This is a genomic window from Vibrio sp. S17_S38, assembly GCF_014694375.1.
Lineage (GTDB): Bacteria > Pseudomonadota > Gammaproteobacteria > Enterobacterales > Vibrionaceae > Vibrio.
The window spans coordinates 314383-340622 of record NZ_JAAUWW010000001.1 but is presented as its reverse complement, the minus strand read 5'-3'; the positions used below and the strand labels follow the sequence as shown (position 1 = coordinate 340622).

Here is a 26240-nt window from a genome sequence, read left to right as displayed (position 1 = left end):
TTGGTTAACATAATCACCATCCAGTTTTGTTAAAACTGAATGATACCAAGTGGATCAATTTTCAATTGGTGTTAGTGGATCATTTTTGCACTGGTGGTGACAATCAGCGACAATCAAGGCATCAACTCCGAGTTGAGCTGCTTGGTCTACTGCGTTAGTCCATCGATGAAAACCATTTGGATGAGCAAAAGTATTGAGTGCAATATGGATTTTTTTGCCGTGGTTATGCACGTACTCCACCGCTTTATCGAGTTTTTTGCCGCTAAAATTAAGCCCAGCAAAATGGCGAGCATTGGTGTCATCTTTAAAGCCGATATAAACCGCATCTGCGCCACAATCTATGGCGGTTTTGAGCGCTGGTAAATTGCCAGCGGGACAAAGAAGTTCCATCCATTAAACCTTTTATTCTGAATTTATCCGGTATTTTATTCAGTTTGATTGGTAGGGAATTGATATAAGGCAGGTTTATTGCGATCAACTTCTGTGAGTCAGCACATTTTGTACATAAATATCATAAAGAGGTAGGAGGGTTGACATTTATGGGTATTTTAGCAATTAGATGCTCATTCTTTGATTCATCTCAGAGAAGGTTTTTTTTAATAACTTAAAGTGTGAATATTAATTTTAGGAGTAGTTATGTTTTCATCTATACGTTCTCACATGGTTGCTAATGCAGCCCGCATACTCAAAACACCGATACAGTTATTACCAAAGGGCTTACAAGAAAAAGCGTTATTGGAGGCGTTAAAACAAGTATTTCATGAAGCACTTGAAGATGGCGATTTTGAATTTTTGCAAGATCGATGGCTGAAAGTCTCGATCAATGATCTTAACGTTTCTTGGATGATCAGCTTTCAACACGATCAACTTGTGGTTTCCGATAAAGAACAGACGGAAGATGTGAGTTTTTCTGGTTGTTTAAACGATCTGGTTTTAATTGCTAGTCGTAAAGAGGATCCGGATACGTTATTTTTTCAGCGTCGCTTGAAGATTGAAGGTGATACTGAATTGGGACTTGAAGTTAAAAACCTAATGGATAGTATCGATCTTGATTCACTGCCTAAGCCGCTAACTTATGCGTTAATGCAATTGGCTGAATTTGTGCACAAAGGATCACAGTCAACCGATAATCATCAAGTGGCCTCGGTGGCATAAAGTTTTGTAGGGCTTAGTGTTGAGTTGTAGGCTTTGGTGTTAAATTGTGGCGATTGATTAAATTACGACTATTGGCTGATTTAAGGGTACAATCTCGTTCTCAAATTAGAGGTGATTATGCAAATTAGAACCGAAGCTCCAGCCGATATCCTGACGATTGACTCATTATTAAAAAGTACTTTCCCAACCAAAAATGAAGCTAAATTGGTGCGTGCATTGCGCGAGAATAGCCGTTTTACTTTGTCTATTGTGGCTTGTACCGATGAAGGTGAAGTGATCGGTCATGCGTTGTTTACTCCTGTGACGTTGGATGGTGAGGATTTCGGTTGGCAAGGTCTAGCGCCAGTTTCTGTTCATGAAGAATATCGCAAACAAGGTATAGCGGAAGCTTTGATAAAATATGGTCTCGATTCTTTATATGAATTTGGCTACTCGGCGTGCGTGGTGCTTGGCGAATCTCATTATTATTCTCGTTTTGGATTTCAAGATGGTGAATCGATGGGGTTAGTTTCTCTCTACAACTCTAGACCTGAATATCAACGCGGTGCATTTCAAGTATTACCATTAATAGATGATACTTTTGTAGGTAAAGCGGGTTTGGTAGAATATAGCCCTGAATTCAGCGAGTAATTGTTGTTCTCATTTTTTACCTAACAGAATACGAGTGTGGATGTGAATACCATGTCAAAACCTAATGAGTCATTGCTCGGTAGTCAAAGGTTGATCGAAAGACAAAAATTGCAAGAAATAGGCGTAGATGTCTGGGAAGTTGCTCATCCAGAACGATTGCAAGGTGTAGAACAACGTAGATTTTCTTTACCAGAATCCTGTGCTTTATTGTTGGTGGCTGATTCTATTCCTGTTGGTGATGAAGCGGTGTTGTTTGCTAAAGTGCTTGCCAGTATGAAGTTGAATCTGGAGCAAGCCTTGCATGTTACACCTGCACAATTATCACAGATCACGCATCATCAGTTAGTGTGGATTTGGTTTGCAGGTACATCGTTATCTGATGCGGAACAAAGTGAATCGGCAATACCTTTTGAAGTTGATGGGTTACAAGTATTAAATTCAGTTTCTCTTAGCGATATTCCAACCGATATTCAACACCGTCGCCAACTATGGCAACAAATTTGTTCTTATCAAAAGTGATCTTATGACCATTCTTCCTCTTATTACTTCTCATCTTGATAGTGTATGGGTAATTGAACAACAAGCGCATAGTCATCCGTGGTCTGAAACTATGATCCGAGACTTATCACATAAGAACACCCCAAACTCTTCTAAATATCAATTTGGCTTGTGGGTAGATAAACAATTAGTCGGTTACCTTTATTGTCAAAATATAGTTGGAGAGGTCACATTGTTGACCATTGCGGTTGATCCTAATCAGCAAGGCAAGGGATACGGGCGAGCCTTAGTTGAGCATTTGATTGAATACAGCGAACAACAAGAAGCTGAAAGTATTTGGCTTGAAGTCCGCGCGAGCAACAAAGGTGCCTATCATCTTTATGAAGCGCTTGGTTTTAATGAGATGGATCGCCGTATCAATTATTACCCATCGGCCACCGCTAAGCATGGTAAAGAAGATGCGATTATCATGAACCTACTATTAGATAGTGGATTTAATCCTTTCAGCTAGAGTTATCACCATTTTTGCGTATAATTCGCCCCATCTAGCTAGGTTTGTTTTCAAGAGCGAATTCAGTCTTCCCGATACATCTTAGCGGTCCTATTATTTTTGTTGCTGTGAATACGGCAGCAGACAAACTGTTTATAAGGTTTACAGCACTTATGTCTTTCCTTTCTGAAGTTGGCAAGCGTCGTACGTTTGCGATCATCTCTCACCCGGATGCGGGTAAAACCACCATTACTGAAAAAGTATTGTTATTCGGAAACGCTTTACAAAAAGCGGGTACGGTAAAAGGTCGTGGTTCGAATCAACATGCCAAATCCGACTGGATGGAAATGGAAAAAGAACGTGGTATCTCGGTAACCACTTCTGTAATGCAGTTTCCTTATAATAATTGCTTAGTGAACCTATTGGATACACCGGGACACGAAGACTTTTCTGAAGATACTTACCGTACATTAACCGCTGTTGATTCATGTTTAATGGTGATTGATGCAGCTAAAGGTGTCGAAGATCGTACACGTAAACTGATGGAAGTGACTCGTTTGCGTGATACTCCAATCGTGACTTTTATGAACAAATGCGACCGTGATACTCGCGATCCTATGGACTTACTGGATGAAGTTGAAAGCGAGCTGAAAATGGCGTGCGCACCTATTTCATGGCCGATTGGCAGTGGTAAAGAATTTAAAGGTGTGTATCACATTCATCGTGATGAAACGATTTTATACGCCACAGGTCAAGGCAGTACCATTCAAGAAGTACGAACGATCAAAGGATTAGATAACCCAGATCTTGATGTCGCTGTTGGTGTAGAAGTCGCCGCTCAGTTGCGTGAAGATTTAGAATTGGTGATTGGCGCGGCACATGAATTCGATCGTGAGTTATTTTTAAGCGGAGAATTGACTCCGGTATTTTTTGGTACCGCATTGGGTAACTTCGGTGTCGATCACATGCTTACAGGCTTAACTGAATGGGCACCATCGCCGCTTGCTCGTGAAGCTAATGAACGTAAAGTTGAGTCGACAGAAGAAAAGTTCTCAGGTTTCGTGTTTAAAATTCAAGCCAATATGGATCCAAAACACCGCGATCGCATTGCATTTATGCGTGTTGTGTCAGGAACGTATACGCAAGGTATGAAGATGAATCACGTTCGTACTGGTAAGAATGTAAACATCTCGGATGCGGTAACCTTTATGGCAGGTGATCGTACTCGCGCTGAGCATGCTTATGCGGGGGATATTATTGGTTTACATAACCATGGAACGATCCAAATTGGTGATACATTCACTCAAGGTGAAGCGTTAAAATTTGCTGGTATTCCTAACTTTGCACCAGAGTTGTTCCGCCGTATTCGTCTGCGTGATCCACTAAAACAAAAACAGCTCCTAAAAGGCTTAGTCCAACTTTCTGAAGAAGGAGCGGTGCAAGTTTTCCGTCCCTTGCAAAACAATGATCTGATTGTTGGCGCGGTCGGTGTTCTTCAGTTTGATGTGGTTGTGGCGCGTTTGAAATCGGAATATAACGTTGAAGCTATTTATGAAGGTGTTAATGTGGCAACCGCTCGTTGGATTGAATGTTCTGATGAGAAAATGTTGGAAGAGTTTAAGCGCAAAAACCAAGCTAATTTATCGCTAGATGGTGGTAATAACTTATCCTATGTTGCACCAACGATGGTGAACTTAAACCTCGCTAAAGAGCGTTTTCCTGACGTAGAGTTCAGAGCAACACGTGAGCACTAAAATTTAAGTCGCATCAAACTTTGCAGCGAGTTGCGAGTTTATCGAAACCACATGTATACTCAAATCATTAAGATTGATGGAAAGGGGTTTTACATGTGGTTTTCTCAATTTAAATCGTTATATAAATTCAAAACACGTCATGTAGTGCACATTTTTCATAAGATAAAAGATAGATGCCGTTCCTACTTAGCTCGCTATGATGCTTGGTGTAAAGAGTTAGGCCTCACTCCTGAACATAAACGCAGTTGTTGTGCCTATAAAGCAGAATCTGCATCGCAAGATTCAGTATTGAAAGAAACATCGAAGCCAGATTCTAACTTCAAAGTATAATGCGATGACCTTTTCTTATTCATTTGTCGATACGCATTGTCATTTTGATTTCCCGGCCTTTAAACAGACGCAAAAACACCTAAATATTGCCAATGATGCAGGGGTGAGTAAAATAATTATTCCGTCAGTAGGGGAGTCTAACTGGTTGGAGATTAAGACATTATGCGATCAATTTTCTCCTCTATACTACTCGTTAGGCTTACATCCCTACTTTATAAAACATCATGAAGATGATGCTTTAGAAAACCTCAAGCAAGCGCTTTCTTCTCGCTCAAAGCAGTGTGTTGCGATTGGTGAATGCGGCTTGGATTTCATGCTAGAACCATTACTTCTTACGCCAGATATGATCCAAAAACAATCTCTATTATTTGAAGCGCAAGTAGCACTTGCCGCAGAGCTTCATTTGCCCCTTATTTTGCATTCCCGTAAAGCACACGATCAAGTGCTAAAAATTCTTCGCCTGTATAAGCCCCAAAAAGGTGGTGTTATTCATGCCTTTTCGGGGAGCTATCAACAAGCGATGGAATACATTAAATTGGGTTTTTATATTGGAGTGGGCGGGATTATTACTTACCCAAGAGCGAAAAAAACACGTGAGACAATATTACGCATTCCGCTTAATTCGGTAGTCCTTGAAACAGATGCACCAGACATGCCTTTGAATGGATTTCAAGGTGAAGATAATCATCCTGCAAAAATTAGCTTGGTTTTTGATGCTCTTTTCCACCTAAGAGGGGAGGTAAGAGAAGAAAGCCGAGAAGTGATCGCCAAGCAAGTGTGGTTGAATAGTCATCAATTGTTTTCATTAGACTGATTACAATTATCAATAAAAAGCAACCGTTTGCTCGTTTTCATTGATGATTCATTACTTGTGAATGTGATCCGCATCACGATGATTTGTTCTTTTCATTATTTTTACATTAACTAATGTGATTCGGGTATTACTTTGTTACAGGATGTCAGAGTATAATCACCTCGATTTTTGAACTCCACTTTAAATAAACTTTAACTTAAAATAAGGAAGCCATATACCATGAGCCTGGTTATGAGCATTGTTGGAATGATCTTTCTGCTAGCAGTAGCAGTCCTTTTTTCTGACAACCGCAAAGCAATTAATTTAAGAACAGTCGGTGGCGCTTTTGCCATTCAATTCTGCCTAGGTGCATTTGTACTATATGTTCCTTGGGGAAGAGATGTTTTAGCGTCGATGACAAACGGTGTTCAGCACGTTTATGATTTCGGTAATGAGGGTATTGGATTCCTTTTCGGCAATCTAGTTAACTTTTCTGTTGACGGTGTCGGCTTCATTTTTGCTTTTAAAGTTCTGCCTACCATTATCTTCTTCTCTGCATTAATCTCTGTGTTATATAACATTGGCATTATGCAGATTGTTATTAAAGTTTTAGGTGGCGGTTTACAAAAAGCATTAGGAACGTCTCGAGCTGAATCTATGTCTGCAACAGCGAATATTTTCGTTGGTCAAACAGAAGCGCCATTAGTGGTTCGCCCTTTTGTGCCGAAAATGACACAATCTGAATTATTCGCAGTAATGTGTGGTGGTTTAGCTTCTGTTGCTGGTGGTGTTATGGCAGGTTACGCAGCAATGGGTGTACCGTTGTCTTACCTAATCGCAGCGTCATTCATGGCGGCGCCTGGTGGCCTGTTATTTGCTAAAATCATTAAGCCTGAAACGGAAGAGCCAATTGATCAAATCGATGGCACACTAAATGATGATCCTGATAAACCAGCAAACGTAATTGACGCAGCTGCTGTCGGTGCATCTTCTGGTCTTGCTCTTGCGCTAAACGTTGGTGCAATGTTATTAGCGTTCATTGGTTTGATTGCTTTACTTAATGGTATTTTAGGTGGTATTGGTGGTTGGTTTGGCCTTGAGGGGTTAACGTTAGAGCTTATTTTAGGTTATGTATTTGCTCCTGTTGCTTGGTTAATCGGTGTACCTTGGAGTGAAGCAACGATTGCGGGTTCTTTCATTGGTCAAAAGACTATCTTGAATGAATTTGTAGCTTATTCTAACTTTGCCCCATACCTTGCTGAAGGTGCATCCGTTATTCTTTCTGAAAAAACTAAAGCGATTATTTCTTTTGCTTTATGTGGTTTCGCTAACCTTTCTTCTATTGCAATTTTACTGGGTGGTCTTGGTGGTCTTGCACCAGAACGTCGTTCAGAGATTGCACAAATGGGGATGAAAGCGGTTCTTGCTGGTACATTATCTAACTTAATGGCAGCAGCTATCGCAGGTTTCTTCATTACGCTACAAACTATGTAATTTGAGTTTATATATATAGACGCAATTGAAAAATATTAAAGCCGTAGCAGATTTTGCTACGGCTTTTTGTTTTGTATTTTCTGTTATATGAGCTGTTAATCTGAAATAGTTAGATTGAAGGTCATAGATTTGTTTTCATCACCGAAATAATGTGATTGATCTAACATTTTTTTTGAGATACAAACCGTTTGCGTTAAAGACAAAAACTGATAACAAAATGTTTATCAGTATAATCACTATGTATACAACCTATAGACTTTGGGTTGTGCGGTGACAAGGATTGCAATTAGTGCTGAATTTTTTATTTAGCGTTAAGTCTTCAAGGAACCAAGTCCGTTCATTTCATACTATTTATTAGGACCAACGTCCATCAGTTTTGGTTAATGGGCTAAACTTTAAACAACAACATTGATCAAAGCTTCATCGATATAATTTAAACATCGGAGATAGAAATGAGCGATTTACAAGCAGCTGCTTTACGTGCACTAAAATTAATGGATCTCACCACGTTGAATGAAGACGATACGGATGAGAAGGTGATTGCCTTATGCAAAGATGCAAAATCACTAGCAGGCAACACGGCTGCCATCTGTATTTACCCACGTTTTATTCCTATAGCGAAGAAAACGTTGCGTGAACAAGGCACTCCAGAAATCAGAATTGCTACTGTAACTAACTTTCCACACGGTAATGAAGATATTGATATCGCGGTTGCTGAAACCAGAGCAGCTATTGCTTACGGTGCAGATGAAGTGGATGTGGTTTTCCCATATCGCACACTTATTGCGGGTGATGAGAAAACTGGTTTTGAACTGGTGAAACAATGTAAAGCCGCGTGTGGTGATGTTTTACTAAAAGTGATTATTGAAACCGGCGAGTTAAAAGAAGAAGCGTTAATCAAGCGTGCTTCACAGCTTTCTATTGAAGCAGGTGCCAACTTCATTAAAACCTCAACAGGTAAAGTACCTGTTAATGCGACACCAGAATCTGCCGAAATTATGCTTAATGTTATTAAAGACATGGGCGTTGCTAAAACTGTGGGTTTCAAACCAGCTGGTGGCGTTCGTACCGCAGAAGATGCACAAGCTTACCTTGCTATGGCTGACCGTATTTTAGGTGCTGATTGGGCCGATAATATGCATTACCGTTTTGGTGCTTCAAGCTTACTTGCTAACTTACTTAACACGTTAGGTAAAGGCGAAAAAGCAGCGGAAGGCGGTTACTAATCTCTCTATTTTGAGAGTCTTATTTGTCGGTATGGATAACCTGAGCATTAAGGTTAGGTTATCTCTTACTCTTTTTCATGGGTTCCTCATGGTAAATAGAGAAGATATGTCGTTCAGATACATAAGCAGGCAGGTTGTGATGTTTTTACCTCAAGAAATTATTCGAAAAAAACGTGATGGCGAAGTGTTAACGGATGCAGAAATTAATTTTTTCATCCAAGGCGTTGCTAATGATACGGTTTCTGAAGGTCAAATCGCTGCTTTTGCGATGACCATTTTTTTTAATGAAATGACGATGCCAGAACGAATTGCGCTCACTTGTGCAATGCGAGATTCAGGTATGGTGATCGATTGGTCTCACATGAATTTCTCTGGCCCGATAGTTGATAAACATTCAACGGGTGGTGTGGGCGATGTGACCTCATTAATGCTTGGCGCAATGGTGGCAGCATGTGGTGGCTTTGTTCCTATGATTTCAGGGCGTGGTCTTGGTCATACTGGCGGCACATTGGACAAGCTAGAGTCGATCCCGGGTTATAATATTATGCCAACTAATGAATTATTTGGCGAAGTAACCAAAGAAGCTGGTATTGCGATCATTGGCCAAACCGGCAATTTAGCACCAGCAGATAAACGGGTTTACGCCACGCGTGATATTACGGCAACAGTGGATAATATTTCACTGATCACGGCATCGATTTTATCTAAAAAATTGGCTGCTGGGCTGGATTCATTAGTCATGGATGTCAAAGTAGGTTCTGGCGCGTTTATGCCAACCTATGAAGCGTCTGAAGAGCTAGCGCAATCAATCGTTGCGGTAGCTAATGGTGCTGGGACTCAAACTACGGCAATTTTAACGGATATGAATCAGGTGTTAGCCTCATCTGCTGGTAATGCCGTAGAAGTTCGTGAAGCAGTACAGTTTTTAAATGGTGAAATGAATTCTCGAAGTGAGATTCGCAATCCTCGTTTATTCGAAGTTACCATGGCTTTGTGCACAGAAATGTTGTTGCTCGGAAATCTGGCAACGGATGCTGATGATGCTCAACAAAAATTGCAAACCGTGTTAGATAACGGCAGTGCGGCGGAATGCTTTGGTAAAATGGTAGCCGGCCTTGGCGGTCCGAAAGATTTCATGGAAAATTACCATGATTATTTGCCTGAAGCTGAGGTAATCAAACCAGTTTATGCCCCAAAATCAGGAACAGTAACCGCAATGGATACTCGAGCCATTGGTATGGCCGTGGTATCAATGGGCGGTGGTCGTAAAGTTGCAACAGATAAAATTGATTATGCAGTTGGGTTTGATCAGTTTATTCGTTTAGGGGAAACAGCGGATAACATGACACCACTTGCGATGATCCATGCTCGAACAGAAACGCAATGGCAGCAGGCCGCTGATGAGTTACAACGAGCGATAACTATTGCAGATAATCGCAATAGCTATCAAGCAACTCCAACTATTTATCGTCAAATCCGAGCTCAAGATCTATAAAGCGATCCAGCAAGCTTGGAAGGAGAATAAATGATGAAACGTGCAATTATTTTAGTACTCGATTCTTTTGGAGTCGGCGCATCAGAAGATGCAGTGAAATTTGGTGATGTAGGCGCTGATACTTTAGGACATATTGCTGAGCAATGTAGCCAAGGTTTAGCTGATAATGATAAGCGTACTGGACCATTACGTTTGCCAAATCTATCCAAATTAGGCTTGGGTAAAGCGGCGCAAGAATCGACAGGAAAGTTCCCGATTGGTCTTGATGAAGATGCTGTTATTACAGGCGCTTACGGTCATGCTGCCGAGTTGTCATCTGGTAAAGATACGCCATCTGGACACTGGGAAATTGCAGGTGTGCCAGTGTTGTTTGATTGGGGGTATTTCAGTGATGAGAAAAATAGTTTCCCTCAAGAGCTGCTAGACAGCATAGTTAAACGAGCAAATCTTCCTGGCTATCTTGGTAACTGTCATTCATCGGGTACGGTTATTCTTGACGAGCTGGGTGAAGAACACATGAAGACGGGCTGGCCGATTTTCTATACTTCTGCTGATTCAGTCTTTCAAATCGCATGCCATGAAGAAACTTATGGCTTGGATAACTTACTTGAATTATGTGAAATTGTCCGTGAGGAGCTTGAGCCGTATAACATTGGTCGCGTTATTGCGCGTCCATTTATCGGAGCGAAAGCTGGCGAATTTGCGCGTACTGGTAATCGCCATGATTTATCGCTTGAGCCACCAGCGGCGACTGTGTTGCAAAAACTAGTCGATGAAAAAAATGGTGAAGTGGTTTCAATCGGTAAAATATCTGATATTTACGCAGGTTGTGGTATTACTCAAAAATTCAAAGCTACCGGCCTAGAAGCATTATTCGATGCGACACTTGAGCAAGTAAAACGATCTGGTGATAACACCATCGTCTTTACTAACTTTGTCGATTTTGATTCATCTTATGGGCATCGCCGTGATGTTGCTGGTTACGCTGCAGCTCTGGAGTATTTCGATAAACGCTTACCTGAAATTCAAGCGATTTTACAACCTGATGATGTTCTGATTTTAACTGCTGATCATGGTTGTGATCCAACATGGCCGGGGAGCGATCATACTCGCGAGCACATTCCAGTCTTAGTTTCTGGCCCTAAAGTACCTGCTGGTTCATTAGGTCGTCGTGATACTTTTGCTGATATTGGTCAAAGTTTAGCGGAGTATTTTGGTACTTCAGATATGGATTACGGTAAGTCGTTTCTATAAATATACAATCATTTATCTTAGTCACCACTTGAATCTAAGCGGTGCATCAACACTAACAAGGAAATAAACATGGCAACTCCACATATTAATGCTGAAATGGGTGACTTTGCAGACGTAGTATTGATGCCGGGTGATCCACTTCGTGCGCAATATATTGCAGAGAACTTTTTAGATGATGCGGTACAAGTTTGTAACGTACGCAACATGTTTGGCTACACAGGTACTTATCAAGGCCGTAAAGTTTCAGTAATGGGTCATGGCATGGGTATTGCTTCTTGTTCTATTTATGTTACTGAGCTTTTCAAAGATTTTGGCGTCAAGAAAATCATTCGTGTGGGCAGTTGTGGCGCAGTAAGTGACGATATTAAATTGCGTGATGTCGTTATTGGAATGGGTGCATGTACCGATTCTAAAGTAAACCGCATGCGCTTTAAAGATCACGATTTTGCTGCGATTGCAGATTATCACATGGTTAAAAATGCTGAAGAAGCAGCTAAAGCACGTGGCATTAAAGTGAAAGTCGGTAACCTTTTCTCCGCTGATTTGTTCTATACGCCTGATCCAGATATGTTCACCGTTATGGATAAATACGATATTCTAGGTGTGGAAATGGAAGCGGCGGGCATTTATGGTGCAGCGGCTGAATATGGCGCAAAAGCGGTGGCGATTTGTACTGTATCTGATCATATTAAATCTGGTGAGCAAACTACATCAGATGAACGTGCAACTACGTTTAACGAAATGATTTATATTGCATTAGACTCCGTTTTACTGGGTGATAAAGAGTAATCATTTCCTTTATAAACTGATATATAAAAGCGCCCTAATTGATAAGATTAGGGCGCTTTTTTGTTGGAAGTATTTTAAAGTTTAGAACTTAGAACTTAGAACTTAGAACTTAGAACTTATAGGTCTTTAAGTAAGATATTTTCAATATTGTCTTTTGGCTTATAAAGCAGAAGTAAGCACAATAATACGCCACTTAAAAAGCTTAAGATCAGCATGATGTACATCAGATGATCACTGTTTCTATAGCGGTGATCTGATACCGCGGTGACTTCACCTTTTTCAAAAGTAATGCGAATAAAGCCAATCACACTATTATCGTTAAAAATAGGTTTTACTAACTGCTCTAAACCAATACTCGCACTAGCGAGTGGAGTATCAAAGCCGAGGGTTTCACGGGCTGGTTTAGCCTTATCACTGGAAGCCAAGTGAATCCCTTCTGTATTATAAATCGTGGCATCTTGTACTAACGTTTCTGCTGCTATTTGATTTGCTAAATTCAGTAGGTCATCTTGATCGTCATTCATTATGAAATTACTGGCAGACATAGCGGCTTGCGAGACTAACAAGCTAGTTAGAGTATTTAGTTGGGAGTTTTGAATACGTTCATTATCTCTGCTAATGACAAAGCTATTAATGATGGTGTAAATAAATATGCCAGCTAATAGAGCTATTGCGATTAAACGTAAAAAACCTCGCCAAGAAAATAAAGACGTTTGCATAAATTACTTAACCTGTACTATGGATATTTAAGCCAGAACAATGCGATCCAGTATAACTGAAGTGTAGATGTTTCTGAAAATAATATGCCTTCCCTCGCTATTAACGCCACTCTCAGTCTCAATTCATTTGATCATGGGTATAAATTTGCTTATCAAGTGAGCATTTTGTATATGAAAGAGTGAAAGGCTTGCATAACTAATTTGCAATAAGGTAACTTGGATCAGATTAGATGAGGATAAGAAACATGGATGTAGCAAAAAAATTGAAAATACAGCGTAATATGTCGCTCTTAAAGAGATTTCCTGAAACGAAGACTCACAGTTGTTTAACCAAAATAAATGCTCAATGGATCGTCTTTGGGGAATATTTACCTCCCGAATATTTTGATGCAATTGAGACGTTTACTGGTGAACTTCATGCTGTTTTAGATGCGTGGAAGGTTGGTCGTTATGAAGTGGCGTTGATGTCAGGTTCATTGTCACCAGAATTAATGGAATTTGTTCATGGTATGCATCTTGATTGTGCTCCCATTAATGTTTTGCCTGAATTACACAAACCGGGCTTAATTGTGATGGATATGGATTCCACTGCGATTCAAATTGAATGTATTGATGAAATTGCGAAATTAGCCGGCGTTGGAGAGCAAGTGTCGGCGATTACAGAACGGGCAATGCAAGGTGAATTAGACTTTGAAGCTAGTTTACGTGAACGAGTTGGGGCTTTAGCCGGAGCGGATGAGTCTATTCTTGAGAAAGTTCGAACTCATTTACCTTTTATGCCAGAGCTTGAAGAACTGGTGAATACTTTAACCTTGTTAGGTTGGAAAACGGCGATTGCATCTGGTGGCTTCACTTATTTCTCGGATCATCTAAAATCAGTACTTGGGCTTGATCATGCTCAGTCTAATACGCTTGAAATTATTGATGGGAAACTGACGGGTAACGTTTTAGGGGATATCGTTTCCGCTCAAACTAAAGCGGATATCTTGGTGAGTTTAGCCGATGAGTACGATGTAGAGCAACACAATACGATTGCAGTAGGTGATGGGGCGAATGATTTGGTTATGATGGCAGCTGCTGGATTGGGTGTTGCTTATCATGCTAAACCGAAAGTTGAGCAACAAGCACAAACCGTAGTTAGATATGCCGGACTTGGTGGTGTGATTTGTATTTTATCTGCCGCTTTGATTAAACAAAAGCGCGTGAGTTGGAAGGCTATCCCGTAGCCTAAACCTGAAACTTAGAACAAGAAGCAGAGCTTAGTAGTTCTGCTTTTCCTATTTTATACACTTAAGCTTTTAGATCCTTATAAACTTAATGTCGTAAGGTATAACGTTTAAATTACTTGAGAGAAAACCATGGTAAGCAAAGCAAAACGAGCTTATGTCTGCAATGATTGCGGAGCAGATTTTCCACGTTGGCAAGGGCAGTGTAATGCTTGTGGTGCATGGAATACCATTACAGAAGTTCGCCTTGCCGCTTCTCCTCAAGTGGCGCGTAATGAGCGTTTATCGGGTTATGCAGGTAGCGGATCAGAATCCCAAGTTCAAAATCTTTCTGAAATTGATTTGCAAGAAGTCCCACGCTTTTCAACCGGTTTTAAAGAATTTGATCGTGTTTTGGGGGGCGGAATTGTTCCGGGATCAGCGGTGTTAATCGGTGGTAATCCCGGCGCAGGTAAAAGTACCTTATTACTCCAAACTGTATGTCGACTCGCGGCGCAGATGTCGACCCTTTATGTTACGGGGGAAGAATCACTACAGCAGGTCGCTATGCGTGCCTCTCGTTTAGGTTTACCCAAGGATCATTTGAAAATGTTATCGGAAACCAATGTCGATAAAATTTGTCAAATAGCTGAAAAAGAACAGCCGAAGATCATCGTAATAGATTCAATCCAAGTTATGCATGTAGCGGACGTTCAATCCTCTCCCGGTAGTGTTTCTCAAGTTAGGGAGTCCGCGACCACTCTGACTCGTTATGCAAAAAAAAATAATGTAGCTGTTTTCTTGGTTGGCCATGTGACTAAAGATGGCACCTTGGCAGGACCTAAAGTCCTGGAGCATATTATTGACTGTTCTGTTTTATTAGATGGTAGTGCAGATAGTCGTTTTAGAACCTTGCGTAGCCATAAAAACCGTTTTGGTGCCGTCAATGAGCTCGGCGTATTTGCCATGACAGGACAAGGATTGAAAGAGGTGAGTAATCCTTCTGCTATCTTCTTGTCTCGTGGTGATGAAGAAACATCTGGCAGCTCTGTGATGGTGGTGTGGGAAGGAACAAGGCCGTTGCTGGTCGAAATTCAGGCGCTGGTGGATTACTCACAGCTTTCTAATCCACGCCGTGTTGCCGTTGGTTTGGATCAAAATCGCTTGTCCATGTTATTAGCGGTATTACATAAACATGGCGGTTTGCAAATGGCCGACCAAGATGTATTTGTTAACGTTGTTGGTGGGGTAAAAGTGGCGGAAACTAGCGCCGATCTTTCCTTGTTAATGGCTCTGCTATCGAGCTTTAAAGATCGACCATTACCGAAAGATGTAGTGGTGTTTGGAGAGGTGGGTTTAGCTGGGGAGATTCGCCCCGTACCTAGTGGTCAAGAGCGTTTAATGGAAGCGTACAAACACGGCTTTAAGCGTGCCATTGTTCCTGCTGCGAATATGCCCAAAGGTGGCATTGCAGGGATGCAAATTCACGGTGTGAAGAAGCTATCGGAAGCGATTGATGCGTTTGATGAACTTTAAGTTATCTTTCAATCCATTTCCTTTAAATAGCCAAATCCTAATTGATTCATTTGAGTTTCTATCCAATCAATTCTTTGCCATTGATATTGAGTAGGTCTGTTTACTTTAAATAAATAAGGATTGGGTAAAACAGCCGCCAATTGTGCTGCTTGTGACATTGAAAGCTGGCTAGCATTAATTCCGAAAAAATGCTTGCTGGCAGCTTCGACACCAAAGATACCGGGACCAAATTCCACGAGATTTAAATAAATTTCAAGAATACGATGCTTTCCCCACTCCAATTCAACGATAACACTTAGCCATGCCTCGATTGCTTTCCTGACTAAACTTTCACCGGGCCATAAAAATAGATTTTTCACGGTTTGTTGAGTTATTGTGCTGGCACCTCTACGTCGCTCGCCAGAAATAATATCTTCAACAGCTTCGCTGGTAGAAATCAAATCAATACCATGATGATTTGGGTATCGCTGATCTTCTGATGCAATAACCGCAAGTTGCATATTAGGTGATATTTTATCTAACGTCGCCCATTTTGCGGCTGTGCGCTGTTGGTATTGGCTTGGTGGTGACAATTCACGTTGCAATTTCCAGCTCCAAATCACAGGATTTACCCATCTTAAAGGGAGAGTTATGAGAATAGATAATCCGATGAAAGTAATAATTAAGCGTAATAGCCATTTTTTTATCCATTTTCTCATGCTAATCCTTTCACTTTTTTTATTTTTGCTTAAAATGCCGCCACAATATCCATTATTTGGCAAAATGAGACCATAGCAGACATTGCTGATGGACCATAATTTAGCCGTAATAGCTCGAATATACTATAGAGCTAAACCTCAACAACAGTGGCTTACCAGCTTAAAAGTGGTAGGCCGAAAGATTTTTTATTCAAATGTGCGCAGGGGATATCAGTCTTGACAGATTGTGTTATACTCTGCGCGAACTTTATATCCTATTAATAGAGTAAGACAATGACTGATTTATCAAAATACAGAAACATTGGTATTTTTGCCCACGTTGATGCGGGTAAAACAACCACAACTGAGCGTATCCTAAAGCTAACTGGTACTATTCACAAAACTGGTGAAGTACATGATGGCGAATCAACGACTGACTTCATGGAACAGGAAGCTGAGCGCGGGATTACTATCCAATCTGCTGCAGTAAGTTGTTTCTGGAAAGACCACCGTTTCAACGTAATCGACACCCCTGGACACGTTGACTTTACAGTAGAAGTATATCGTTCTCTTAAAGTTCTTGATGGTGGTATCGGTGTATTCTGTGGTTCTGGTGGTGTTGAACCTCAATCAGAAACTAACTGGCGTTATGCGAATGACTCAGAAGTTGCACGTATTATCTTCGTAAACAAACTGGACCGTATGGGTGCAGATTTTTACCGTGTTACAGAGCAAGTGAAGAAAGTACTAGGTGCTACTCCACTTATCATGACTCTACCAATCGGTATCGAAGATGACTTTAAAGGCGTTGTAGACGTTCTTTCTCGTAAAGCTTACATCTGGGACGAAACTGGTCTTCCAGAAAACTACACTGTTGAAGATGTTCCTGCGGACATGGTTGACGATGTAGAGCAATACCGTGAAGAAATGATCGAAACGGCTGTTGAGCAAGATGACGAATTACTAATGGCTTACATGGAAGGTGAAGAGCCTTCTGTAGAAGACATTAAACGTTGTATCCGTAAAGGTACTCGTGACCTAGCGTTCTTCCCAACATACTGTGGTTCTGCGTTTAAGAACAAAGGTATGCAATTAGTATTAGACGCTGTTGTTGATTACCTACCTTCTCCAACAGAAGTTGATCCTCAACCTCTTATGGATGAAGAAGGCAACGAAAATGGTAAGCATGCAATTGTTTCTGCTGATGAAACTTTTAAAGCTCTAGCATTTAAGATCATGGATGACCGCTTTGGTGCATTAACTTTCGTTCGTATTTACTCTGGTAAATTGAACAAAGGTGACACCATCATGAACTCGTTCACAGGCAAAACTGAGCGTGTAGGCCGTATGGTTGAGATGCAAGCTGATGAGCGTAAAGAACTTACTTTTGCACAAGCGGGCGATATCATCGCTATCGTTGGTATGAAGAACGTTCAAACAGGTCATACTCTATGTGATCCTAAAGACCAAGTAACACTTGAGCCAATGGTATTCCCAAATCCAGTAATCTCGATTGCTGTACAGCCTAAAGATAAAGGCGGTTCTGAGAAAATGGGCATTGCGATTGGTAAAATGGTTGCAGAAGATCCAACGTTCCAAGTTGAAACTGATGAAGAGACTGGCGAAACCATCCTTAAAGGTATGGGTGAGCTTCACTTAGACATCAAAGTAGATATCTTGAAGCGTACTTACGGCGTTGATCTTATTGTTGGTCAACCACAAGTTGCTTACCGTGAAACGATCACTAAAGCGGTTGAAGATAGCTACACTCATAAGAAACAATCTGGTGGTTCTGGTCAATTTGGTAAAATTGATTACCGTATCAAACCAGGCGAGCAAAACACTGGCTTTACATTCAAATCAGTGGTTGTTGGTGGTAATGTGCCTAAAGAATTCTGGCCTGCTATCGAAAAAGGTTTTAAGTCTATGATGAATACAGGTGTTCTTGCAGGATTCCCAGTACTTGACGTTGAAGTTGAATTATTCGATGGTGGTTTCCACGCAGTCGATTCATCTGCAGTAGCATTTGAAATCGCAGCGAAAGGTGCATTCCGTCAAACTATGCCTAAAGCAGGCGCTCAACTTCTTGAACCTATCATGGCAGTGGATGTATTTACTCCTGATGATCACGTTGGTGATGTTATTGGTGACCTTAACCGTCGTCGTGGCATGATCAAAGACCAAGAAGCTGGCGTTACAGGCGTTCGTATCAAAGCTGACGTACCACTTTCTGAAATGTTCGGCTACATCGGTTCTCTACGTACAATGACTTCAGGTCGTGGTCAGTTCTCTATGGAGTTCGCACACTACGCACCTTGTCCTATGAACGTATCAGAGCAAGTAATTGCTGACGTTAAAGCACGTAAAGAAGCAGAGAAGAAGTAATTCTTTTTTAAGCTGATTTAGCTTTAAATAAAAACCCGCCAGTGATGGCGGGTTTTTTTATGTCTTATATTTTCGACACTTGAGACTGAGACTAGTGCTTTAAGGTGATATAGAGCTGTTCAACTTTCGTGCGAGCCCACTCCGTCTTGCGTAAAAACTTCAAACTGGACTTAATGCTAGGGTCGGATTGAAAGCAGCGGATATTGATTATTTGTCCTAGCTGTTCCCAGCCGTAGTGCTCAACCAGTTCTGTTAAGAGCTTTTCTAGCGTAATACCGTGTAGCGGATTATTTGTTTGAGACATGAGTAAACCTAATCAAAATAGAATGCAGATGATTATAGCAGTCAGGCTATATTATTTGGACATTCTATTTTTTTCATTTTATCAGTTATATATAAGACCTTATTCTTCCCATACGACCAATTGATCTGATGGCCAGTTTTCACCAATGTCATGGTACTTTTTCTCTAATACATGACGTTTGATTTTTAATGTCGGCGTTAAAATATTATTTTCAATTGACCAAGGTTCTTTGATCATTAACACACCTTTTATTTTGGCGTGAGATTCAAGGTTTTGATTGATTTGGGTAATGATTTTTTTTGTTTTACGTTCATAACGAGCCCTATCGAAGTTTTTAAAAGCATGCGGGATCACAAGTAAAATAGGCGCAGGTAATCCTAGGCCAATCAAACACATCATTTCGACACGTGAATGTTCAAAGATTGTTTTTTCTATAGGAACAGGTGAGACAAATTTCCCTTTAGCGGTTTTAAAGGTATCTTTTTTACGTCCTTCAATGGATAAATAACCTTCATCATCTAGGCTGCCAATATCACCAGTGTACAACCAGCCTTCACTATTAAATGCTTCTTTAGTGGACTCGTCATTCTTGTAATAACCAGCAAAGAGACCATGGCCACGAACCATAATTTCTTTATCTTCTGAGATCTTAATCTCAACACCAGGGCCTGCAGGGCCGATGGTGCCAATTTTATCGGCTCTAAATGGGTAATTAATGGTGTTGTAGGCAAAAGTTTCGGTCATGCCCCATGCTTCGGTAATATTTAAACCAACCGAGTGATACCACTTTAATAAAGAAGGAGATATTGGCGCAGAACCAGACCCTAGTACACGAGCTTTATTGAGTCCCAGACCTGATGCAATTTTCTTTTTTACTAGACTATTAATAAAAGGAATGGCTAACAAAATATTGAGTTTACGTTGCGGCATTTTTTCTAAGATCCTCTGCTGGAATAAAGTCCATAAGCGAGGGACAGAGATAAAGAGTGTAGGCTGCTGAATTTTCACGTCATCAACAAAAGTATCCAAGCTTTCAACAAAACCAGTTGGAACTCCGCCGATCATAGAAGAACCTAAAATATAAACGCGCTCCGTAATATGGGCAAGTGGAAGATAGGATAGTAATTTATCATCCTCTTCGATACCAATATGGTTCACTATATTTTGTGCGCACCAAGCAAAACCACCGTAATTTAGCATCGCACCTTTCGGCAGGCCTGACGTTCCTGAGGTGTAAACCAGAGACATTAATGTGTCGTTTTTATGCTCAGGTGTATCGGTGCTCGCCTCATGACTTTCGACTAAGATTGAGTACTCTTGTTTACAAGTAGGGACATTTTGATAAGGCAAGCTAATAGAAATAATATCCGGATGAGCAGCTAATATCTCAATAGTCGCTTGGTTATCATCAAGCTTACCTACAATGACTGCTTTGGATTCACTATGAGTTAAGCAGTGTTCAATCGTATCGCTTCCTGCGGTTGGGAAAATAGGGACGCTAACATAATTGCCCAGCATTAAGGCTAAATCACAAATGAACCATTCAGCGCAGTTTTTAGAGAGTAAAGCGACTTTATCTCGTGGTTCTAGCCCTAAACCTTGTAATGCAGTCACTAAGCGTTGTGCTTGGTCGACGACTTCAAAGTATGTAAATTCCTTTATTTCTCTATCAATAGGCTGAGATAAATAGATTTCATTTGGTCGATCTTTTGCCCATTTAAGAAGCTTTTCATGAGGCATGATTAATGTATTGAAATCTATATCTAAGTTTGAAGTCATAGTCACACCTTACTGGATGAATTTACATGCTATTAACATTTGTAGCTTGTCCGATATTAAATAACAAGAAGACTAAGGTCCAACCAGTTTAGATGTGTGAGCTAAGTCGTTACTTTCAGTGTAACTATTTATGTCGGTGTGAGGTGTGTTAGGGCTAGAAAGCTTGCCTAGGCTAATACATTAAGATGAGGATGTTAATAAATAAGCACCCTAAACTGAAGTAATTGTCTATGACAGCTAATCTATTACAACAAGTTTAGGGGGAATTATAGTTAATCCATTCATACCATTTTGATTTAACAATGACGCTATGGGATTAATTAAATGTATAAAATATTAAAGGCCAGTTGCTAACATCGGGTCAGAAAATGTGTGCTGCCCATTTTCGAGTCTGCCACTGTATCGACGTTTAAAATTAAGATCTTCATTTGTTACGGTAAAATCGTACCAATTTGCATGTCCGCCAACAGCTTGAATATATTGTTGCTTTGTATTTGGTTCTAAGTCAATTGTAATGATTTTGTTTTTATCGTAAACGGATAGATCTAATTGAAGTTGTACTTTCTTTTCTGAGGGATTATTTAAGTCAATAACGACTGCCGGTGATTCTATATTTACATCATAACAAATACTGACTTCGGGATTGCAGATCTCAGAATATCGACCTTTAAACTCACGATGAAATCCGTTCGGACCTAAGACCCAGAGGTGGTATGAATCAGTGTCATCAAGCGACTGCCAATTTTCCGTGAAGGTTTCATCAATATTAATGGCATACCGATTTGGTCCGCTGATCAAATCAAGCATGTTATAAATATGCAAAACGGCAGCTTTTCCCCCGGTATTACTCATCGATAATTCTATTTTTCTTGTTTCAGAGTTAACTCGTCCATTGACATGAAATTCATAAGGTAAGGCTCGAGATGGTCGGTAACCTATTTCTTGATTTGGTATTGTTTGTTCATCTTCGCTGGGTGGATTAATCTGAGGTAATGCTTCTTGTGATGTTCTAATTTCTTTTGCTAATGCTTGATCTATTTTTGGTAGTTCAGGTAATGATTCAGAATTGGGAGTTGTAAAATTAAAAGCCGAGGTAAGATCACCACAAATTGCCCTACGATATGGGGAGATATTCTCTTCAACCACACCAAAACGTTTTTCAATAAATTGTAAGACGGAAGTATGATCGAATACTTGTGAGTTAACCCATCCACCTCGACTCCATGGCGAAATAACATAACAGGGAACTCTAGGCCCAGGACCATAAGGCAAGTTATCTGCTGGCTGCCCTGGATTATCTTGATCGTGATACTCTCCTGCCGTATCAATGGTGCATCTGCCTTTGATTTCCCCATTAATTTGAATGCTTGGTGCACAAGGAGGAGGAAGGTGATCAAAAAAACCGTCATTTTCATCGAAGTTAATGATTAACGCTGTCTTACTCCATATTTCGGGGGAATCGGTTAATATATCGAGTAGGGCTTGTGTATACCAACCGCCTTGTACTGGGCTTGAAGGGCCAGGATGCTCAGAATACTCAGCAGGAGCGATGATCCATGACACTTGAGGAAGTATTCCTTGGGCGATATCGGCCTTGATAGAGTCAAGAAATCCTTTGTCGTTCATTGTGTTCGACACACCTTTCAATAAAGGATTAATAGTATTGTCGGCTAGATGCCATTCTGGGTATGGAGAACCGTTTGAGTTATTACCTCGCTCTTCATTTGCCTCTCGGTAAGCTCTAAATCCTGCTAATGGATTGTCGGTGAAATTATCAGGTAAGTTTTGATATACCTTCCAAGTTATTCCTGCAATCTCTAGTCTTTCAGGATACGTTGTCCAGGAATACCCTTCATTGGAAGAGCCTACAGAAGCGAAATTATTAGTAATTGCAGGAGGGTTTTCATCATTGATAGAGTTATTAGTACCACTCCAATGGAAGAGGCGATTTGGGTTCGTTCCGCCATGAAAAGAACAATAATACTCATCACAAATCGTAAATGCATTTGCGAGAGCAAACTGAAAAGGGAGTTCTTGTTCAGTGTAATAACCCATCGATTGTTTTTCTTTATAAGTTGGCCAATCGCTCATTCGCCCAAGATCCCATGCCTGTTGTGCATTTGGATAGGTGTGAGGTGTACCATTTACCCGCTGAGCATTCCCGTCATTTGCATTAAGGTGGTAAGGGGTAAGGATACGGTTTTCACCTAACTTCTGATATTTTTGCTGCCAAACATTCCCATTAACGGTAGGAATAGGGTGACGGTCACCAAACCCTCTTACGCCTTTTAATGTTCCAAAATAATGATTAAATGAACGGTTTTCCTGCATTAAAATGACAATATGTTCAATATCATTAATATTCCCATGAACATTGTTGGCGGGGATCTCTAATGCTTTTGCTATAGATGCAGGTATAAAAGAAGACGTAGTTAATCCTGCACTTATAGCAGTCAAAGATGATGCCTTTAAAAATTGACGTCGTTGTTGGCTCGTTTTATTCATAATTATTTACTCATTGGATTGTGACGGTGGGCAGTGAAGTTCTGATGGGTTTGGCGAGATATCACCACCACCTTGATCTGCTGAATTGTCGTTACAAGCAGTAAGTAATAAAAGATTTGCAAAGACTAATATGAATAACTTGTAAGGCATGGTTTTTCCTCAATAATAGTGTGCAAACACCATAATGATAGTATGTGACGTTTTATTGATAATTTTATTAAATAAGATGCGTCTAGGAAATTAGTGGTGATTCAGTGAATACAATGATGGTCTTGATAAGAGGGTTATCGTTGAGGGTTATCGTGAAGGGAAGAGTTATGAGGCTTGTGGTTTTTGATAATGAAGTTACTGATAATACACTAAAACAATATTCTCAATGGGTAAGATACCAGGTGATATACTTACCCTGCCCCTTAATTAAAGGGGGTAAAGAGAATATGCTTGATGTAGGGGATTAATATCAGCTAACTTGCCAAACTCGTGCGACATTTTCAGCCAAGTTACTCATGTTTATCTCAGCTTCGGCAAAAGCGGTGGCGAGATCAAAGGGGCGAGGAATAGCGGCAAAAACGGCATCGATACCATATTTATACACTTCTTGATAATTGTCACCAAGGCAGCCTGCGAGAGCAATAACCGGAATACCGTACTGTTTAGCGACTTTAGCCACCCCTACAGGTGTTTTGCCATGGGCGCTTTGCCAGTCAATTCGACCTTCTCCTGTTATGACTAGATTAGCGCCTATTAAATGCTTCTCCATTTCTAATGTCTCTAGCACTATTTCAATACCCGGCTTTAAGGTGGCAGAAGTAAAGCCTAAAAATGCAGCACCTAATCCCCCAGCAGCGCCAGCCCCTGGAATATTTTTAACTGATTTCCCCAGTTGACTCTCGATTAAACTGGCATAGTGATTGAGCGCTTGATCGAGTAATTGAGTATCTTCAATCGTTGCTCCTTTTTGTTTACCAAAAGTTGCCGTTGCTCCATGCTCACCGCATAGCGGATTATCAACATCACACGCGATCTCGATTTCGCAATCGGCTAATCGTGGATCAAGTTTACTGATATCGATGGTTTGTATTTTAGCTAAACCAAGGCCGTTACTATTAATTAGATTTTGCTCATTATCTAAAAAACGAACCCCGAGAGCTTCTAGCATTCCCATGCCACCATCATTGGTTGCACTGCCACCCAAACCTAAAATCAGTTTCGTAGCGCCATTATCCAAAGCATGTAAGATTAATTCGCCGGTGCCAAAGCTAGAGGTTTGTTTTGGATCTCGTTGTTCAGGCTTAACATGATGCAAACCACTTGCCGCAGCCATTTCAATAATGGCAGTAGAGCGGTTATCGCCTCCTAGTCGTCCATAGAAAGCATTGACAGGCGTCTTGAGAGGGCCTGCTACACTTATCTCTATTAATTCACCTTGAGTGGCATCAATTAATGACTGAACCGTTCCTTCTCCACCATCGGCAACGGGAACTTGAACGTATTCAGCGTGTGGCCAGACACGGCGCAGACCGTCTTCGATTGCTTGGCAAACTTGCTTAGAGGTTAAGCTTTCTTTGAATGAATCAGGGGCGATAACTATTTTCATAATGAACCTTATTAAATGTTTACAGTAAAATCAGGCTTAAAATATAAACCAGTACCATTGATGTTATTCCTTGAACGAGTGTAGCCATTGTTTGAGCGCGATACGCTAAGCCAACACTCATACGACTAAATTGCGATACAACCCAGAAAAAACTGTCATTAGCATGTGATACGGTCATTGCTCCCGCGCCAAGCTTATTAACTCCGTATCGTTATTATAATTCTCATTGAAAATAAGCATTTTAACTACGCTCTTATTGGGATTTCGATGAGTTGTTATTGGAGTTAATATTATTGTTGATAAGCCAATAAATAGCTTTAGTCGCATCTCCAAATTTTAGAGAGGAAAAATAATTAATATTGTGCATTTGTACAAAGTCTAATTTACTTTGTGATCTGGGACGCAATATATAGCTCAACTAAACCACTAAAATTATGTGGTGATATTTGAGTGATATTTTCAATTTTGTTAAGCCGATAGCGCAAAGTGTTACGATGAATGAAGAGGCTTTCAGAGCAATGTTTTAAATTGCCTTGATGCTCAAATAATGCATATAAGGTTTTCATCAATTGGCCTGATTTATCGTGGATTTTCAGTTTTATGATAGATTGTCTCAGCTGTTCTCCTTGCCAACTATTACTTAAAGGCGTGAGCAGCACAGGAATGCGTAAATCGTCAAAAAGGAATTTCTTGCTTTGAGGTGAGTGTAATTTACCTAGGGCAAGCACTTGTTTGGCACTTTGATAAGAGAGAGGAAGTTGAGCAAGGTTAGAATAAAACTGCCCCAGAGCAATTTGAACATTGTTTATTCCATGTTTATCTAATGTAGCGAGTAACTCATCAATACGTTGACTTTCATGACTATGGTCCCACTGATGATCGCTTACTTTACAGGGTTTAAGTACTACGATTTCATTCATAGCAATAACGGCAACTAAATTGTTCCTTTTAGGGAACTCTAATAGCTCGACAATCTGCCTAATGGTTGATAAGTGATTAGCTTGTGTATTTTGTTCTACCTCAATCACCACCGCAACTCTTGGTTTAGATAGATCTAGACTTAACCTTTGTGCCCAGTTATTAATTTCATTTTGATCCAACTCGCCATTGATCCAAGATGAAATGAACTCCTCTACATGTCTTTTATCCCACTGTAGCTGTTCTATTAACAGAGAGCGTTCAATGATCATTTCCGATGTCATTTTGACTAGAGCAGCATAATTTCGAATGTCTTCAGGGGGACCGGTAATTCCCACAACACCAATAATGTTTTGGTTGAATTTAAGTAATAAGTTGATGCCAGGTTTTACACCTTTGAGGCCATAGCTACTTTGCTCTGTGATTTCAACGGTATCACCATGATTGATAGCTAATAAGGCTCCATCATGGATCTGTCCAATACGTTTCGGGTCGCCACTGCTGATAATGATGCCGTATTGATCCATTACATTAATATTGGTTTCAATAATCGCCATGGTGCGATCAACAATTTGTTGGGCTAATTGAGTGTCGAGAAGCATGTGGGCTGACCTTACTAAGATAACGTTTATTGAGATTATCTTAGTAGGATGAAGTTGCCAGCATTTGTATGTTCAATTGTGACTTTGCACAGTTATTGTGTGGTT

The 26240-nt window shown here is 40.4% G+C and carries 23 protein-coding genes and 2 pseudogenes; 15 read left to right on the top strand and 10 right to left on the bottom strand.

Going from position 1 to position 26240, the window contains the following annotated elements:
* Positions 1-102: 102 nt before the first annotated feature.
* Positions 103-390: pseudogene (locus HC725_RS01535) on the bottom strand (peptidase U32 family protein); the annotation flags it as partial.
* 246 nt (positions 391-636) lie between these two features.
* On the opposite strand from HC725_RS01535, the gene ubiT reads away from it, so the two are divergent.
* From ubiT to deoD, 12 genes are all read left to right on the top strand, one after another.
* Positions 637-1155 carry a ubiquinone anaerobic biosynthesis accessory factor UbiT gene (gene ubiT, locus HC725_RS01530; RefSeq protein ID WP_190329988.1) on the top strand — a complete coding sequence of 173 codons (519 nt, stop codon included), beginning with the start codon at positions 637-639 and terminating at the stop codon, positions 1153-1155.
* A gap of 117 nt (positions 1156-1272) precedes the next feature.
* On the top strand, positions 1273-1785 hold the full coding sequence (locus tag HC725_RS01525; RefSeq protein ID WP_190329987.1) for a GNAT family N-acetyltransferase: 513 nt from the start codon (positions 1273-1275) through the stop codon (positions 1783-1785).
* Between the two features lie 51 nt (positions 1786-1836).
* Positions 1837-2304 carry a DNA polymerase III subunit psi gene (locus HC725_RS01520; protein ID WP_238928391.1) on the top strand — a complete coding sequence of 156 codons (468 nt, stop codon included), beginning with the start codon at positions 1837-1839 and terminating at the stop codon, positions 2302-2304.
* 4 nt (positions 2305-2308) lie between these two features.
* Positions 2309-2794, top strand: coding sequence for a ribosomal protein S18-alanine N-acetyltransferase (gene rimI / locus HC725_RS01515; protein WP_190329986.1), 486 nt, complete (start codon positions 2309-2311; stop codon positions 2792-2794).
* A 152-nt stretch (positions 2795-2946) separates the two neighbouring features.
* On the top strand, positions 2947-4527 hold the full coding sequence (prfC, locus tag HC725_RS01510) for a peptide chain release factor 3 (protein ID WP_190329985.1): 1581 nt from the start codon (positions 2947-2949) through the stop codon (positions 4525-4527).
* A gap of 93 nt (positions 4528-4620) precedes the next feature.
* Positions 4621-4857 carry a hypothetical protein gene (locus HC725_RS01505; protein WP_190330013.1) on the top strand — a complete coding sequence of 79 codons (237 nt, stop codon included), beginning with the start codon at positions 4621-4623 and terminating at the stop codon, positions 4855-4857.
* A 4-nt stretch (positions 4858-4861) separates the two neighbouring features.
* Positions 4862-5671 carry a TatD family hydrolase gene (locus HC725_RS01500; protein WP_190329984.1) on the top strand — a complete coding sequence of 270 codons (810 nt, stop codon included), beginning with the start codon at positions 4862-4864 and terminating at the stop codon, positions 5669-5671.
* 219 nt (positions 5672-5890) lie between these two features.
* Entirely contained in the window at positions 5891-7144 is a 1254-nt protein-coding gene (locus HC725_RS01495; protein ID WP_190329983.1) for a NupC/NupG family nucleoside CNT transporter, read from the top strand.
* A 452-nt stretch (positions 7145-7596) separates the two neighbouring features.
* The gene (deoC, locus tag HC725_RS01490) at positions 7597-8370 is read left to right on the top strand and encodes a deoxyribose-phosphate aldolase (RefSeq protein ID WP_190329982.1); all 774 of its coding nucleotides are present in this window, start codon (positions 7597-7599) and stop codon (positions 8368-8370) included.
* Between the two features lie 139 nt (positions 8371-8509).
* Positions 8510-9865: a thymidine phosphorylase gene (gene deoA, locus HC725_RS01485; RefSeq protein WP_190330010.1), complete on the top strand. Its 1356-nt coding sequence runs from the start codon at positions 8510-8512 to the stop codon at positions 9863-9865.
* A 33-nt stretch (positions 9866-9898) separates the two neighbouring features.
* Positions 9899-11119 carry a phosphopentomutase gene (gene deoB, locus HC725_RS01480; protein ID WP_190330009.1) on the top strand — a complete coding sequence of 407 codons (1221 nt, stop codon included), beginning with the start codon at positions 9899-9901 and terminating at the stop codon, positions 11117-11119.
* A 69-nt stretch (positions 11120-11188) separates the two neighbouring features.
* A complete protein-coding gene (deoD, locus tag HC725_RS01475) occupies positions 11189-11908 on the top strand; it encodes a purine-nucleoside phosphorylase (RefSeq protein ID WP_190329981.1) in 720 nt (239 codons plus the stop codon).
* 116 nt (positions 11909-12024) lie between these two features.
* Here deoD and HC725_RS01470 read toward each other — a convergent pair whose 3' ends face one another.
* The gene (locus tag HC725_RS01470) at positions 12025-12627 is read right to left on the bottom strand and encodes a YtjB family periplasmic protein (protein ID WP_190329980.1); all 603 of its coding nucleotides are present in this window, start codon (positions 12625-12627) and stop codon (positions 12025-12027) included.
* Between the two features lie 245 nt (positions 12628-12872).
* On the opposite strand from HC725_RS01470, the gene serB reads away from it, so the two are divergent.
* A complete protein-coding gene (serB, locus tag HC725_RS01465) occupies positions 12873-13853 on the top strand; it encodes a phosphoserine phosphatase (protein WP_190329979.1) in 981 nt (326 codons plus the stop codon).
* A 132-nt stretch (positions 13854-13985) separates the two neighbouring features.
* Positions 13986-15368: a DNA repair protein RadA gene (gene radA, locus HC725_RS01460; protein WP_190329978.1), complete on the top strand. Its 1383-nt coding sequence runs from the start codon at positions 13986-13988 to the stop codon at positions 15366-15368.
* Between the two features lie 8 nt (positions 15369-15376).
* Here the strand turns inward: radA and mtgA are convergent, their stop codons facing one another.
* Positions 15377-16066 carry a monofunctional biosynthetic peptidoglycan transglycosylase gene (gene mtgA / locus HC725_RS01455; protein ID WP_190329977.1) on the bottom strand — a complete coding sequence of 230 codons (690 nt, stop codon included), beginning with the start codon at positions 16064-16066 and terminating at the stop codon, positions 15377-15379.
* Between the two features lie 273 nt (positions 16067-16339).
* Here mtgA and fusA point away from each other — a divergent pair, with 273 nt between their 5' ends.
* Positions 16340-18430 carry an elongation factor G gene (gene fusA / locus HC725_RS01450; protein WP_190329976.1) on the top strand — a complete coding sequence of 697 codons (2091 nt, stop codon included), beginning with the start codon at positions 16340-16342 and terminating at the stop codon, positions 18428-18430.
* A gap of 91 nt (positions 18431-18521) precedes the next feature.
* On the opposite strand, the gene HC725_RS01445 is transcribed toward fusA, so the two are convergent.
* The 7 genes and pseudogenes from HC725_RS01445 to HC725_RS01415 form a co-directional block, all read right to left on the bottom strand.
* Entirely contained in the window at positions 18522-18734 is a 213-nt protein-coding gene (locus tag HC725_RS01445) for a VF530 family protein (protein ID WP_190329975.1), read from the bottom strand.
* Positions 18735-18833: 99 nt separating this feature from the next.
* Positions 18834-20513, bottom strand: coding sequence for an AMP-binding protein (locus HC725_RS01440; RefSeq protein ID WP_190329974.1), 1680 nt, complete (start codon positions 20511-20513; stop codon positions 18834-18836).
* Positions 20514-20849: 336 nt separating this feature from the next.
* Complete coding sequence (locus tag HC725_RS01435; protein ID WP_190329973.1) at positions 20850-23018, bottom strand: phosphocholine-specific phospholipase C; 2169 nt, start codon at positions 23016-23018, stop codon at positions 20850-20852.
* Between the two features lie 6 nt (positions 23019-23024).
* A complete protein-coding gene (locus HC725_RS01430) occupies positions 23025-23168 on the bottom strand; it encodes a hypothetical protein (RefSeq protein WP_190329972.1) in 144 nt (47 codons plus the stop codon).
* Between the two features lie 310 nt (positions 23169-23478).
* Positions 23479-24615: a glycerate kinase gene (locus HC725_RS01425; protein ID WP_190329971.1), complete on the bottom strand. Its 1137-nt coding sequence runs from the start codon at positions 24613-24615 to the stop codon at positions 23479-23481.
* 19 nt (positions 24616-24634) lie between these two features.
* Positions 24635-24817 (bottom strand): annotated as a pseudogene (locus tag HC725_RS01420) (GntT/GntP/DsdX family permease); the annotation flags it as partial.
* A gap of 181 nt (positions 24818-24998) precedes the next feature.
* Entirely contained in the window at positions 24999-26135 is a 1137-nt protein-coding gene (locus HC725_RS01415) for a sugar diacid recognition domain-containing protein (RefSeq protein WP_190329970.1), read from the bottom strand.
* Positions 26136-26240: the final 105 nt, after the last annotated feature.

Coding starts and splice junctions, on each gene's coding strand:
- ubiT (WP_190329988.1), top strand. CDS start 637: ATGTTTTCATCTATACGTTCTCACATGGTTGCTAATGCAGCCCGCATA.
- HC725_RS01525 (WP_190329987.1), top strand. CDS start 1,273: ATGCAAATTAGAACCGAAGCTCCAGCCGATATCCTGACGATTGACTCA.
- HC725_RS01520 (WP_238928391.1), top strand. CDS start 1,837: ATGTCAAAACCTAATGAGTCATTGCTCGGTAGTCAAAGGTTGATCGAA.
- rimI (WP_190329986.1), top strand. CDS start 2,309: ATGACCATTCTTCCTCTTATTACTTCTCATCTTGATAGTGTATGGGTA.
- prfC (WP_190329985.1), top strand. CDS start 2,947: ATGTCTTTCCTTTCTGAAGTTGGCAAGCGTCGTACGTTTGCGATCATC.
- HC725_RS01505 (WP_190330013.1), top strand. CDS start 4,621: ATGTGGTTTTCTCAATTTAAATCGTTATATAAATTCAAAACACGTCAT.
- HC725_RS01500 (WP_190329984.1), top strand. CDS start 4,862: ATGACCTTTTCTTATTCATTTGTCGATACGCATTGTCATTTTGATTTC.
- HC725_RS01495 (WP_190329983.1), top strand. CDS start 5,891: ATGAGCCTGGTTATGAGCATTGTTGGAATGATCTTTCTGCTAGCAGTA.
- deoC (WP_190329982.1), top strand. CDS start 7,597: ATGAGCGATTTACAAGCAGCTGCTTTACGTGCACTAAAATTAATGGAT.
- deoA (WP_190330010.1), top strand. CDS start 8,510: ATGTTTTTACCTCAAGAAATTATTCGAAAAAAACGTGATGGCGAAGTG.
- deoB (WP_190330009.1), top strand. CDS start 9,899: ATGAAACGTGCAATTATTTTAGTACTCGATTCTTTTGGAGTCGGCGCA.
- deoD (WP_190329981.1), top strand. CDS start 11,189: ATGGCAACTCCACATATTAATGCTGAAATGGGTGACTTTGCAGACGTA.
- HC725_RS01470 (WP_190329980.1), bottom strand. CDS start 12,627: ATGCAAACGTCTTTATTTTCTTGGCGAGGTTTTTTACGTTTAATCGCA.
- serB (WP_190329979.1), top strand. CDS start 12,873: ATGGATGTAGCAAAAAAATTGAAAATACAGCGTAATATGTCGCTCTTA.
- radA (WP_190329978.1), top strand. CDS start 13,986: ATGGTAAGCAAAGCAAAACGAGCTTATGTCTGCAATGATTGCGGAGCA.
- mtgA (WP_190329977.1), bottom strand. CDS start 16,066: ATGAGAAAATGGATAAAAAAATGGCTATTACGCTTAATTATTACTTTC.
- fusA (WP_190329976.1), top strand. CDS start 16,340: ATGACTGATTTATCAAAATACAGAAACATTGGTATTTTTGCCCACGTT.
- HC725_RS01445 (WP_190329975.1), bottom strand. CDS start 18,734: ATGTCTCAAACAAATAATCCGCTACACGGTATTACGCTAGAAAAGCTC.
- HC725_RS01440 (WP_190329974.1), bottom strand. CDS start 20,513: ATGACTTCAAACTTAGATATAGATTTCAATACATTAATCATGCCTCAT.
- HC725_RS01435 (WP_190329973.1), bottom strand. CDS start 23,018: ATGAATAAAACGAGCCAACAACGACGTCAATTTTTAAAGGCATCATCT.
- HC725_RS01430 (WP_190329972.1), bottom strand. CDS start 23,168: ATGCCTTACAAGTTATTCATATTAGTCTTTGCAAATCTTTTATTACTT.
- HC725_RS01425 (WP_190329971.1), bottom strand. CDS start 24,615: ATGAAAATAGTTATCGCCCCTGATTCATTCAAAGAAAGCTTAACCTCT.
- HC725_RS01415 (WP_190329970.1), bottom strand. CDS start 26,135: ATGCTTCTCGACACTCAATTAGCCCAACAAATTGTTGATCGCACCATG.